9 protein-coding genes are annotated in these 13,043 nt (G+C 65.4%); 6 read left to right on the forward strand and 3 right to left on the reverse strand.

All coding sequences use genetic code 11. The annotated features are described in order from the left end of the window. Positions 1-149: 149 nt before the first annotated feature. Positions 150-1,142 carry an AraC family transcriptional regulator gene (locus QBK88_RS20305; RefSeq protein ID WP_277963447.1) on the forward strand — a complete coding sequence of 331 codons (993 nt, stop codon included), beginning with the start codon at positions 150-152 and terminating at the stop codon, positions 1,140-1,142. Here QBK88_RS20305 and QBK88_RS20310 read toward each other — a convergent pair. Together QBK88_RS20310 and QBK88_RS20315 are read right to left on the reverse strand one after the other, a co-directional pair. After that, positions 1,130-3,052, reverse strand: a complete 1,923-nt coding sequence (locus QBK88_RS20310; RefSeq protein ID WP_277963448.1) for a tyrosine-protein phosphatase — start codon at positions 3,050-3,052, stop codon at positions 1,130-1,132. The two genes, QBK88_RS20305 and QBK88_RS20310, sit on opposite strands and share 13 nt — an antisense overlap. Before the next feature lie 177 nt (positions 3,053-3,229). After that, on the reverse strand, positions 3,230-4,279 hold the full coding sequence (locus QBK88_RS20315; RefSeq protein WP_277963449.1) for a DNA topoisomerase IB: 1,050 nt from the start codon (positions 4,277-4,279) through the stop codon (positions 3,230-3,232). Between the two features lie 212 nt (positions 4,280-4,491). Between QBK88_RS20315 and QBK88_RS20320 the strand changes: the two genes are divergently transcribed. Together QBK88_RS20320 and QBK88_RS20325 are read left to right on the forward strand one after the other, a co-directional pair. After that, positions 4,492-5,118 carry a response regulator transcription factor gene (locus tag QBK88_RS20320; RefSeq protein WP_268141082.1) on the forward strand — a complete coding sequence of 209 codons (627 nt, stop codon included), beginning with the start codon at positions 4,492-4,494 and terminating at the stop codon, positions 5,116-5,118. Positions 5,119-5,128: 10 nt separating this feature from the next. Beyond that, positions 5,129-8,728 carry a transporter substrate-binding domain-containing protein gene (locus QBK88_RS20325; RefSeq protein ID WP_277963450.1) on the forward strand — a complete coding sequence of 1,200 codons (3,600 nt, stop codon included), beginning with the start codon at positions 5,129-5,131 and terminating at the stop codon, positions 8,726-8,728. Between the two features lie 42 nt (positions 8,729-8,770). On the opposite strand, the gene QBK88_RS20330 is transcribed toward QBK88_RS20325, so the two are convergent. Continuing rightward, a complete protein-coding gene (locus tag QBK88_RS20330; RefSeq protein WP_277963451.1) occupies positions 8,771-9,037 on the reverse strand; it encodes a hypothetical protein in 267 nt (88 codons plus the stop codon). Positions 9,038-9,251: 214 nt separating this feature from the next. Here QBK88_RS20330 and mhpT point away from each other — a divergent pair, with 214 nt between their 5' ends. The 3 genes from mhpT to QBK88_RS20345 all read left to right on the forward strand — a co-directional run bounded on the left by mhpT (position 9,252) and on the right by QBK88_RS20345 (position 12,975). Then, positions 9,252-10,463: a 3-(3-hydroxy-phenyl)propionate transporter MhpT gene (gene mhpT / locus QBK88_RS20335; protein ID WP_277963452.1), complete on the forward strand. Its 1,212-nt coding sequence runs from the start codon at positions 9,252-9,254 to the stop codon at positions 10,461-10,463. A 91-nt stretch (positions 10,464-10,554) separates the two neighbouring features. Further along, positions 10,555-11,385: a p-hydroxycinnamoyl CoA hydratase/lyase gene (locus QBK88_RS20340; RefSeq protein WP_277963453.1), complete on the forward strand. Its 831-nt coding sequence runs from the start codon at positions 10,555-10,557 to the stop codon at positions 11,383-11,385. Positions 11,386-11,526: 141 nt separating this feature from the next. Next, the gene (locus tag QBK88_RS20345; protein ID WP_277963454.1) at positions 11,527-12,975 is read left to right on the forward strand and encodes an aldehyde dehydrogenase; all 1,449 of its coding nucleotides are present in this window, start codon (positions 11,527-11,529) and stop codon (positions 12,973-12,975) included. Positions 12,976-13,043: the final 68 nt, after the last annotated feature.

The raw sequence follows: 13,043 nt of genomic DNA on the forward strand, positions 1-13,043 counted from the left end.
TCAACTGCAGGTACCGTCATGTCGCTGTCATGTTTCATTGCTAGCGTTGCCGCCGACCTCCTGTACAGCGCAGGTTACAACAATCAAGCATTCCGGCCCGGCAGGCTGTCGCGGCCAGGAGCGCGCACCCCGCCCAGGTATCGATAATCATGCAGGCAGCCGCCACGCGCAGGCCGTTCATCATCCGCTCCGACCACATGGGCGGCGAGGCATTCGGCCGCCTTTTCTCGAACGTCTTCGGCAATCTGTATAACGACGTCGCACACGTGGGCAGCCCCTTGAGTATCGCCGGGGTCTACGGCCGGTACGAGGGCGTCAGTTTTCGACGGCTCAGTTACCGCGGTGATTTCACCGTGGAAATTCCCGATCTCAATGATGAAATCACCTTCGTGATTCCCACGGCAGGGCAGATCATCTTCAACCTTCCAGGGGCTACCGTGGGCAGGCCGAATGTGGGCCTGGCCGTGGAGAAAGCTCAGGTACGGTCGATGCAGATCATCGATGGCCACGGGCAGCATGGCCTGTCGGTGCGACGCGCGCTGTTCACCCAGCGGCTATCGACCCTGCTGGGCCGGCCCATCGTGCGCACGATCAATTTCGAGCCCCAGGTGGACTTGAGCCGCGCCGCGTTCCAGGGCATCAAGGCCATCGTCGCGTTCGCCACGGGTGCCGAGCTGGACACGCTGATGAACAGCAGCGCGTTGATGCCCGCGCGGCTGCAGGAAATGCTCGTGGATGCGCTGCTGGAAAACTGGCCGCATACGTACAGTGAGGCACTGCGCCGGCCCGGTCCGGCCATTGCCCCGCGGCACGTGCGCCTGGCCATGGAATACATTCGGGAGCACCCGCACTGCCTGGTCAGCGGCACCGAGTTGGCGGCCCTCAGCCACGTCAGTCTGCGTGCACTGCAAGAGGGCTTTCGGCGGTTCATGGGCACCTCCATCGCCGCCTATCAGCGCCAGGTGCGCCTGGAACGCGCCCATGAGGCGTTCCGCCAGGGTGGGCCGGAGTCAGTGACGCAGGTGGCCCTGGCCCTGGGTTTTTCCAATGTCGGTCGCTTCTGCCAGTACTTCCAGAACGCCTACGGGCTAAGCCCGCAGGACGTTCGCAAAGGCCTGCGCAGCACCACTCAGAACTGGTAGCTGGCCTTCACGCTACCGCTGAAACCCTGGCTGTCGCCGCCCGTGAGGGCGCCCGCTTCGGCCCCCACACTGAACGCGCCGAGGCTGGCGGTGAGGTTGAGCGCACCGTTGAACTGGTCACGGGTGCTGTAAGCCGCCTGCTGTTCGATATCCAGGCCCAGCAGGTGAGCCTCGCTGTTCACCGAATGATCGCCCAGCACACGCTCGTAGCCTACTTGTGCGCCGGGCACCAGTTGCCAGCCACTGCCGATGCCGATTGGTGCCAGGGACGCCTTGAGCTGGCCGAAGGCGCTGCGGCGAGTCTGGTGCGTGCCGTCCACGCCCAGGGCCACTTCGCTGCCTTTCTCATCGAAGCCGTTCAGGTTCAAGTGGCTGACACGCACGCCCAGGCTTGGCTCCAGGGTAACCTGGCTCGTGGGCAAGCGATAACCCAGGGCGACGTTGGCGCTGCTGACGGTACCGTGGGTATCGCCCCTGGCCGTGCCCAGGCCGCCACCGATGTCACGCTTGCTGCTGTAGTCGACATAGCCGGCGGTGGCATCGGCGCTGACGAACAGGCCGCGGTCGAGGCTGTCGGCGCCCAGGCGCGCGCCGGCCGTCAGGAAGGTCAGGTCGGTGTCCACCGAGCCGCTGGCCGCGCCGACGGTGCCGCGGCTATAGCCGAACGCCGCGTGGCCACTGAGCTGTTCGCTGAAGCGCTGGGTGAGGCCCACCAGAGTGCCTTGGGTGTGCTCGTTGCTGCTGGCGGCATGGCCGGAACCGTCGGTGCCCAGGTAGCCGGCCAGGCCTGCCGTCCATACGCTGCGCTGGCCGACCTTGAGGTCGGTCCCGCTGCTGTAGGGCGCCATTGCACTGTTGATCAAGGCGTCCTGGCGCAACAGGTAGCTGGTAGCATCGGCGTGTACCTGGCCGCCCACGGTGGATTGCACGCCACCCAGGTCGCCAGCGTCGATGGCCGCTTGCAGGTAGTAGTTGTAAGCGGTGTAAGTGCCGGAGAGGCTGCTGTTCTGCAACTGTTGCAGCAGCAGGGCGCCTGCGGCGGCGTTGCCCAGGAAACCGGCCTGGCCGGGCAGGCTGTTGTAGTAGACCATCTTGGCGCGCAGCACGTAGATCGTCGCCTGGGACAACCCCAGGCCTTCCTTGAGGTAGTTGTCCATGCTGCCGTAAAGCGCCGTGACTTCGTCCAGCGCTGCCTGCAGGTAGCTGGCATCGACGGTCAGCGTGGGCTCGTAGATGGCCGCGAGGCTGGCTGGCAACGCCGCCAGGGTGGCGTCCACGCGAGTCGCGGTGTAGGCGTTGGTCGCCAGATAGTCGGCCATGATGGTGGCGCTGTCGACACCGGCGATACTTAACAGTACTGCCGTGGCCCAGCCGGTGCGGTCCTTGCCGGCGGTGCAGTGAAACAGCGCGGCGCCGTCCACTGAGGCCAGGTCGTTGAACAGTACCGAGAACTCGCTGCGCACGTTGGCATCACTGACGAACTCGCGGTTGGTTTCCTGCATCAGCGCCACGGCGCTGGCCGCACTGTTCACCGTGATGCTGGACAGCACCGCGCCCGAGGTGAGGTTGCCCAGGATGTCGACGTTTGTGTAGGTAGCGCCATCGAGCAGGGTGTCCGGTGTGGCGGCGATCTCGCTGGCGGTGCGCAGGTCATACACCGCCGTGATCCCCAGGCTGTTGAGGGTGGCCAGGTCGGCCGCCGAAGGGGTCAAGGCGTTGGAGCGGTAGAACACCCCCGAGCGCATGGTGCCGTCATGGGCGGTGGTATAGGCCGTGGTGGTGCCGGCGATGTCGCGGAAGTTGTCGACACTGCTCAGGATGGGCGTGTCGATGGCGTAGGTTTCGGCAGCCTGGGCAGCGGTGATCGACAGCGTCAGGGCAGACAGTGAACAAAGGACTCGGGACAACACAATGCAGCTTCCTTGGGGACAGGTTGGGCTGCCTACTATCTGTATCGAAATGAACGCCAATGTGACAAGTTCGCCGGGCGCAGAAAAGCCGGCGCGAAGTGTCCGCACTGTGCGCGTGGTGTCCGTGCCATGGCCTGAAACAGCTTGCTGGCGAAGCGCCGCGCCCGTGGCACCCTCTCAGGCTGACGCGGCTTGAACGTCCAGCAACCGCTGCAGAAACGTCGCCAATGCCACTTCTTCCAGCCGCAGGCCCTTGCGCTTGCGTGGCTTGGGCAGTTTGGCCAGTTCACCCAGTACATACCGTTCCAGCACGGCCGGGTGAATGTAGCAGCGCCGGCACACGGCGGGGGTGTTGCCCAGGGTGCGCGCCACCGCCTTGACCATCTCCACGATCTGGCGCTTGGCCTCGGGCTCCGGCTGCCAGTGCAGTTCGCGCAGCATCGCCAGCGCCAGCGCGCTGCCGGCCCAGGTGCGGTAGTCCTTGGCGGTGAAGTCGGCACCCGTCATGTCCTGCAGGTAAGCATTGATGTCTGACGAGGTGACGGTATGGCGTTCGCCCTGGTCGTCCAGGTACTGGAACAGGTGTTGCCCAGGCAGCTCCAGGCAGCGCTTGACGATACGGGCCACGCGCTTGTCTTTCACCGACACCCGGTGTTCCACGCCGCTCTTGCCGCGGAAGTGGAATTCAATGGCGCTGCCCTTTATCTCGACATGGCGGTTGCGCAAGGTGGTCAGTCCGTAGGACTTGTTGTCCCGGGCATATTGGCTGTTGCCCACGCGAATCAGGGTGGTGTCCAGCAGGTAGATCACCGTGGCCATGATCTTGTTGCGGTCGAGGCCCGGCAGCGCCAGGTGGCTTTCCAGTTGCTTGCGCAGCTTGGGCAGCGCGTTGCCGAACGCCACCATGCGGGCGTACTTGTTCTCATCGCGCACTTCGCGCCAGCGCGCGTGGTAGCGGTACTGCTTGCGCCCCCGGGCATCGCGGCCCGTGGCCTGAAGGTGGCCGCGCGGGTCTGCGCATATCCACACGTCGGTGTAGGCGGGTGGTACCGCGAGGGCATTGATGCGCTTGATCACCGCCGGGTCTTCGATCAGCGCGCCCTTGGCGGTGAAATAGACGAAGTGGTCGCCTTCGCGCTCGCGGCGAAGGCCAGGCTGGCTGTCATCGACATAGTGCAGGTCCGGCGGTAATTCGGGCAGTTCGGACTGGGCGGCAAGGTCGGCCATGGTGTGGTTTTTCCCTCGGGGTTCTCGCTAATAGACCGCAGGGTTTCCCGGAGGTGCGAAGCAGATCGGGGGTTTCCGTGTTTGGGAAATTTCCGAGGTTTATTCGGAATTGTCCGGCTTTTTCCTACAGCCTCTGGCGCCAATACTGCGGCCTAACGGGCAGGGAGGCGTTTCCATCGCCGCTGCTCTACCGTCTGCCAAGCGAGGATGCCATGTACAGAGCAATGATTGTCGACGACCACCCTTTCATCCGCGCCAGCGTGCGGTTGCTGCTGGAAAAGATGAAGGTCAAAGTGGTGGCGGAAACGGACAATGGCGCCGATGCGGTGCAAATGGTGCGGGACTACGGTGCCCAGTTGGTCATCCTCGACATCGGCATGCCCAAGATGGACGGCCTGGAAGTGATCCAGCGGATCAAGGCGCTGGAACTGCCCGTCAAGATCCTGGTGCTGACCTCCCAGGCGCCCGACTATTTTTCCTTGCGCTGCATGAAAGTGGGGGCCGCCGGCTACGTGTGCAAGTCGGACAACCTGACCGAGCTGGTCAAGGCCGTTCAGGCCGTCACCTCCGGCTATACCTATTTCCCCGACGTCGCTCTCAGCTCCGTACACCGTGGCGACTGCCTGGACACTGAAGCCCAGTGCATCGCCCGCCTCACCGACCGCGAGTTACTGATACTCCAGCAACTGGCCCGGGGCTACAGCAACAAGGCCATCGGTGACGCCATGTTGCTGAGCAACAAAACGGTCAGCACCTACAAGGCCCGCCTGATCGAAAAACTGCGTGTTCAGTCCCTGGTTGACCTGGCGGACCTGGCCAGGCGGCATGCCTTGGTCTAGGGGCCGCGCCATGTTCACACGGATGTTGTGCTGGTGGTGCCTGGTATGCGCGTCGACGGCCCTGGCGGCCCCGAATGCCCCGGTGCTGTATGGCCGTTCCACCTTGCCCGCAGGCCAGGCGGAGCGCCTTGAATTGACCGACGACGACCGCCGCTGGCTATGGCAACGGCGCGTGCTGCGCCTGGGCGTCAGCCAGCCGGACTACGCACCCTTCGATATCCTGGGCACCGGCCAGGAATACGAGGGCATCACCGCCGATTACGCCGGCCTTGTGGCCAGCCTGCTGAACCTCAACGTCGAAGTGGTGCGCTACCCCAGCCGGGCCGAAGCCCTGGCGGCGGTGCGCGATGGCTCGGTGGATGTGCTGGGTACCTCCAACGTGTTCGAAGCCGCGACCTCCAACCTGGTCTTGTCACAGGCCTACGCCCAGGATGAGTCAGTGCTGGCCAGCCGCAGTGACGACCGCACCGCGCTGTTTGGCGGCCTGGACAACAGGCGCCTGGCGATGCAGGAATTCTATCTTCCCCAGGCGGTGGTTCAGGAACTGTACCCGGGCGCGCGCATCCAGTTGTATTCCTCTACCGTGGCAGCGCTGGGGGCGGTGGCGTTCGGGCAGGCCGACATGTTCCTGGGCAATGCCCTGGGCGCTTATTACCAGGTGTACAAAGGGCAACTGAACGGTTTGTACCTCAGCCACCTGCCGCAGGTGCAGAGCAATTATTTCGGCTTTGCGGTCTCGGCGCGCAACAGCCGGCTGCTGACGTTGGTGAACGCAGCGCTACAGGCCATTCCCGAGCATGAACGCCTGGCCATTCTGGGGCGCTGGAGCGTGGGTGGGGTCACCATCGGGCAACGCCACGCCCTGGCCCTGACTGAAGCCGAACAGCGCTGGCTGGCCAATGCGCCCACCCTCAAAGTGTTGATCGACCCGCAGTTCCTGCCCCTCAGCTACCTGGACAGCCAGGGCCGTTACCGGGGCATCAGCGCCCAGGTGCTGGAAGTGATCGGGCAGATGACCGGGCTTGAGTTCGAAGTGCAGACCGGCAAGTCGCTGGCCGAGATGATCAGCCGCGTGCAGCGCGGCGACGCCGACCTGCTGGCCGCGCTGCCACCCAGCCAGGCACGGGAGCAGCAGTTGAGCTTCACCCGCGCCTACATGAGCAGCCCGCGGGTATTGGTCACCCGGGACGGCGAGGTTGCACCGCACTCGCTGGAACAGATGGACGGCAAGCGCCTGGCGGTGATTCACGGCAGTTTCCTGTTTGACGTGCTGCGTGAGCAATACCCAGGCGTCATCCCGGTGCCGGCCCCCAGTGCCGACCATGCCCTGTCGATGGTGACCAATGGTGCGGCCGACGCGGCGATGCTCACCCTGATCGGCGCCCGCTACCGAATTTTCCGTCAGTACGCCGGGCGACTGCACATCAATGCCACTCTGCCGGTACGCCCGGCCAGCGTGGCGTTCGCCACTTCCCACCACGCTCCGGAGCTGCTGTCGATCCTGAACAAGGCACTGCTGGCTATCCCGCCCCAGGAGTTCAATGACCTGGCGGCGCGGTGGCGCGGCGAGGTCGTGCTGGAGGAAAGCTTCTGGGCGCGCCACCGCTGGCACATCGTGCAGCTGATCATCATGGCCGTGGTCGTGCTGGGCCTGGGGCTGGGCTGGATCACCCAGTTGCGTCGCCAGGTACGGCGGCGGGTCAAGGCGGAAGTGGCGCTGACCGACCAGCTGGAGTTCATGCGCGTGATGATCGACGGCACCCCCCACCCGATTTACGTGCGCGACCCGGAAGGTTGCCTGTTGACCTGCAATGCCAGCTACCTGGAGGCCGTGCAGGTGCAGTTCGAGGAGGTGGTCGGCAAACCGGTGGGCCAGAGCATTGCCTTTACGTTCGAGGAAGCCGAGTCGTACCAGCAGGCTTACCTGCAAGCCATGAAGGACAACGTCAAGGTGGTGGCGGACCGCCGGGTGCGCTTGCGCAATGGCGAGTTCAAGACCATTTACCACTGGGCGCTGCCCTACACCACCACCGACGGTGCCATCGCCGGGCTCATCGGCGGCTGGATCGACATCACCGAGCGCCAGCGGCTGTTGCTGGCCTACCAGCAGGCCAAGGAGCAGGCCGAGGCTGCCAACCGCGCCAAGACTGTGTTCCTGGCTACCATGAGCCACGAGATTCGCACGCCCATGAACGCCATCACCGGCATGCTCGAACTGGCCTTGAAGAAATCCGAACAGGGGGTGTTCGATCACCTGTCCATCGAAGTGGCCGCCAACGCTGCCAGCAGTCTGCTGGCGCTGATCGGCGATATCCTCGACATCACCCGCATCGAAACCGGCCACCTGACGCTGGAACCTCAGCCCACCGACCTGATGGGCCATGTGGAAGCGGTGGTGCGCCTGTTCGAAGTGCAGGCCCGGCACAAACGCCTGCGCCTGGCGCTGGACGTGGAGGGCGAGGCCGGTTCGCTGGTGCTGCTGGACCCGCTGCGCTTCAAGCAGATTGTCTCCAACCTGCTCAGCAATGCCGTGAAGTTCACCCACGAAGGCGAGGTGCGGGTCGCAGTGCGCTTGCGTCCGGGCGAGCAGGGCCTTGGGGTGAGCCTGACGGTCAGCGACACGGGTGTCGGCATCCCCCCGGACGAAGTGGCGCAACTGGGCAGTGCCTTTACCCAGGCCAGCAACCATCAGCAATCGCCCCGCGACGGCTGCGGCCTGGGCCTGAACATCAGCCGCACGCTGTGCGCCATGATGGGGGGGCGCCTGGGGCTGCAGAGCACGCTGGGGCAGGGTACCCAGGCGGGGTTTGAACTGACGCTGCCGTGGGCGACCGCCAGGCAGGCGGACGCTTCAGGCGTGCCTGCGGCCAGCCGCCCATTGAACGTGCTGGTGGTCGATGACTACCGCGCCAACCGGATTCTGCTGCAACAGCAACTGGCTTACCTGGGGCATCGAGTGACCTTGGCCGAGGACGGCAACAGCGGGTTGCTGTGCTGGCTGCGCGGGGATTTCGACCTGGTCATGAGCGACTGCAACATGCCGGGCCTGGATGGCTACCAACTGGTCCAGGCCATCCGTGTGCACGAGCAGCGCAGCGCCCGAACGCGTTGCAAGGTGTTGGGCTTTACCGCCAATGCCGTCCCCCAGGAACGGGCTCGGTGCCTGGCCGCGGGCATGGACGGCTGCCTGTTCAAGCCATTGAGCCTGACCGGGCTGGCGCAGGCACTGGAGCCTTCAGGGAGTGACCTGCCGGCCCCGGCGCCCGCGCCACCGCGCGGCGAACATGACCTGGGCGCGTTGCAGGCGTTGACTGGCGCGGATACGCAGGCATTGCAGGCGCTGCTCGATGGCCTGGCCGACTGCTGCCGGCAGGACCTGCTGACCCTCGACTCACTGGACATGGAAGCGGACCGCCAGGCCATCGCCGACCTCGCGCACCGCATCAAGGGCGGTGCACGCATCATTCGCGCAGCGCAGGTGCTGGACGCCTGTGATCAGGTCGAGCAGGCTTGTGCGACGCAGGGGGAACCACTGGAGGGGCTGGTGGGCGCATTGCGCACGGCGTTGAACGACCTGACCGCACGCCTGGAAAGCGGCGCTCAGGCCTGAAGAGAACACGTGGGGCCGGTACGGCGGGCGCCCACGGGGCTATCACTTGTTGTACTTGTCCAGACGGCTTTTGACGCGGTCGGTGATGGTCAGGCATCCCTTCGCATTGCCCTTATCCCGGGCCGCGGTTGCGCTCGCGATGTCCTTCTCCACCAGCTCCTTGACCTTGGGGTCGGTGGTGCCCGCGCTGTTGACCCGGTCCTGCAAGCGCTGGATGTTGGCGTTGCACGTATCCTCGTCCGCCGCGCTGGCCTGGAAGCTCAGCGCCCCCGCCAGTACTAACAGCCCACAGCCTAGCAATCGCTTCATGGATGACGTCCTCGATCAGTTGGATGAACCCTGTCAATGCACAGCACAAGCCAGTGTAGTCGGCTTATAACTACGACAGAGGCCGTTATCGCTTGGTTCAGCACACTATCGCACAAGGCGTGCCGCAGGGTGGGGTGGCAGGTAATTGGTTAATAGATATAATCATTAGTCGTGTTACCTACGTGCCCCACAACCACAACAAGAGATGCACGCCATGCCTGTTTTTTCTGCTGCTTCCCGGCGCGCGGTCCTGACCGTCGCCTTGTGCTTCGCCGTCGCCTTGCTCGAAGGCTTCGACCTGCAATCCACCGGCATCGCCGCCCCCTTCATGGCCAAGGCCCTGAGCCTCAGCCCCGAGCAGTTGGGCTGGGTATTCAGCGCCGGGCTGATCGGCCTGTTGCCCGGTGCCTTCCTGGGAGGCTGGCTGGCCGACCGTGTGGGGCGCAAGCCGGTGCTGCTGGCGGCGGTGGTGCTGTTCGGTGCTTTCACCTGGTTCACCGCCCACGCCATGAGCTTTCCCAGCCTGTTGTTGGCCCGGTTGCTGACCGGCCTGGGCCTGGGGGCGGCGCTGCCCATCATCATTGCCGTGGCCAGTGAAGCCGCCGCGCCCCATTGGCGCAGCACCGCCGTGAGCCTGACCTATTGTGGTGTGCCCCTGGGTGGGGCGCTGGCCGCCCTGATCAGCCTGGCCGGGGTCGGGGATGACTGGCGCCTGGTATTTCAGGTGGGCGGCGTGGCGCCGCTGGCCATCGCCGCTGGGCTGCTGGCCTGGCTACCCGCTGGCCGGCCGGCGGCTGTCGGGCAGGCGCCTGGGTCGTCGGCCGCGCGCCTGTTCTCCGAGGGGCGCGGGCGCCGTACGCTGTTGCTGTGGCTGGCCTGTTTCTTCACCTTGACCGTGCTGTACATGCTGCTGAACTGGTTGCCGTCACTGCTCATGGCCCAGGGTTACAGCCGCGGCGACGCAGGCCATATCCAAGTGTTGTTCAACCTCGGTGGTGCGGCGGGCTCGTTCCTGACCGGGCGCCTGATGGACCGCGGCCGCACGGCGCTGGCGGTGAGCATTGCCTACCTGGGCATGCTGCTGTCGCTGGCCGGGCTGGGCCTGGCCAGCAGCTTCGTTGCCATGGCCCTGGCCGGGCTGGCGGCCGGTTACTGTTGTATCGGCGGGCAACTGGTGTTGTATGCGCTGGCGCCGCGGCTGTACCCGGCTGACATGCGGGGTACCGGTACCGGGGCGTGCGTGGCGGTCGGGCGGCTGGGGTCCATGGCAGGCCCGCTGGCCGCGGGGCAATTGCTGGCCGCTGGCGGCGGCGTGGCCGGTGTGCTGTTGGCTGCCGCCCCGGGGCTGGTGATCGCGGCCATGGCGGCGTTGGCGCTGGCAGGCGGCACCCGGCAGCCAGCAAGCGCGCCTCTTCAGGAAATATAGTTAATAGTATTAATCATTAATTGACGTAATCAGTTGCCCGCGCTACTGTCTGTTCATTCGCAACGCACATTCAAAGAACAAGAGGTGTGAGATGAGCCGTTACCAAAATTGCTGGCAGACCGTGACCGTCGACGTCGAAGACGGCATTGCCTGGGTCACCCTGAACCGCCCGGAAAAACGCAACGCCATGAGCCCGACCCTGAACCGGGAAATGCGCGACGTGCTGGAGACCGTTGAACAGGACGCCGACGCCCGGGTACTGGTGCTCACCGGTGCCGGCAGTGCCTGGACCGCGGGCATGGACCTCAAGGAATACTTCCGCGAAGTGGACGCCGGCCCGGAAATTCTCCAGGAACGCATTCGCCGCGATGCCTCCGAATGGCAATGGAAGTTGCTGCGCCTGTACAGCAAGCCGACCATCGCCATGGTCAACGGCTGGTGCTTTGGCGGCGGTTTCAGTCCGCTGGTGGCGTGCGACCTGGCTATCTGCGCCGACGAGGCTACCTTCGGCCTGTCGGAGATCAACTGGGGCATCCCGCCGGGCAACCTGGTCAGCAAGGCCATGGCCGACACCGTGGGCCACCGCCAGTCGCTGTACTACATCATGACCGGCAAGACCTTCGACGGCGCCAAGGCGGCCGAGATGGGCCTGGTGAACAAGAGCGTGCCACTGGCTCAGTTGCGTGAAGAGGTGATGCTGCTGGCCCGTGACCTGCTGGACAAGAACCCGGTGGTGCTGCGCGCCGCCAAGAATGGTTTCAAGCGTTGCCGCGAGCTGACCTGGGAGCAGAGCGAAGACTACCTGTATGCCAAGCTCGACCAGGCGCAGCTGCGCGACCCTGAACACGGTCGCGAGCAGGGCTTGAAACAATTCCTCGATGACAAGAGCATCAAGCCGGGGTTGCAGGCCTACAAACGCTGATCGAGCATCGCGTTGCCGGGTTCCCGAGCTTCGCCCGGTCCTGCAGAGAATGGTGCAGGCCCGGGCGAAGCTCGGGAGCCTAGCCATGCAGGATCAAGCGTTGACGATCATTCCCCACAACCATAACAACAGGAATGCACCATGTTCGAAGTCCCTCTGCTGATCGCCGGCAAGGCCGTCGGTGCCCGTGACGGTCGCACGTTCGAGCGCCGTTGCCCAATGACCGGCCAGGTGGTGTCGATCGCCGCTGCGGCGACCCTGGAAGACGCCGACGCCGCCGTCGACGCCGCCCAGGCCGCGTTTCCCGCCTGGGCGGCGCTGGGCCCCGGCGAGCGCCGCAACCGCCTGTTGCGAGCCGCGGACAGTCTGCTGGCACGCAGTGCCGAATTCATGGCCATGGCCACCGAAACCGGGGCCATGGCCAATTGGTACGGCTTCAATGTGCAGTTGGCCGCCAACATCCTGCGCGAAGCCGCCGCCCTGACCACGCAGATCAACGGCCAGGTGATTCCCTCCGATGTACCCGGCAGCTTCGCCATGGCCCTGCGCCAACCGTGCGGGGTCATCCTCAGCATCGCGCCGTGGAACGCCCCGGTCATTCTCGCCACCCGCGCCATCGCCATGCCGCTGGCCTGTGGCAATACCGTGGTGCTCAAGTCCTCGGAACTGAGCCCGGCCGTGCACCGCCTGATCGGCCAGGTGCTGGAAGATGCCGGCCTTGGTGCCGGGGTGGTGAATGTCATCAGCAACGCCCCGGCTGACGCCGCGGCCATTGTCGAGCGCCTGATCGCCCACCCGGCGGTGCGTCGGGTCAATTTCACCGGCTCCACCCATGTGGGCCGCATCATCGGCCAGGTCGCGGCACGCCATCTCAAGCCCGCGCTGCTGGAACTGGGCGGCAAGGCGCCGTTCCTGGTGCTGGCCGACGCCGACCTGGACGCTGCCGTCGAGGCCGCCGCCTTTGGCGCGTACTTCAACCAGGGCCAGATCTGCATGTCCACCGAACGCCTGATTGTCGACGCGGCAGTGGCCGATGATTTCGTGGCCCGGCTGGCACGCAAGGTCGCGGGCTTGCGCGCCGGTGATCCGGCGGACAGCAGCTCGACGCTCGGTTCGCTGGTGGACCCCTCTGCGGCGGTGCGCATCCAGGGGCTGGTGGACGATGCCGTGGGGCAGGGTGCCCGGCTGGTCTGTGGCAGCCCTGCCAGCGGCAGCGTGATGCAGCCGGTGCTGCTGGACCAGGTCACCCCGACGATGCGCCTGTATGCCGAAGAATCCTTCGGCCCGGTGGCCGTGGTGCTGCGCGGTGAGGGCGACGAGGCCTTGCTGGCCTTGGCCAACGACTCAGCGTTCGGGCTGTCGGCGGCCATCTTCAGCCGCGACACCAGTCGCGCCCTGGCCCTGGCCCAGCGCCTGGAGTCCGGCATCTGCCACATCAACGGGCCCACGGTGCACGACGAGGCGCACATGCCGTTCGGCGGCGTGAAGGCCAGCGGCTACGGCAGCTTCGGTGCCACCGCGGCCATCGAGCAATTCACCCAACTGCGCTGGGTAACGATCCAGAACGGCCCGCGCCATTATCCCATTTAGGCGCCGCGGCCATACGTCACCGACCCGGTATGGGAGCTGGCTCGCCAGCAAGCTTTGATTCACTGCTT

The sequence above is a fragment of the Pseudomonas sp. RIT-To-2 genome, from assembly GCF_029623465.1.
In the GTDB taxonomy this organism is placed as follows: domain Bacteria; phylum Pseudomonadota; class Gammaproteobacteria; order Pseudomonadales; family Pseudomonadaceae; genus Aquipseudomonas; species Aquipseudomonas silvicola.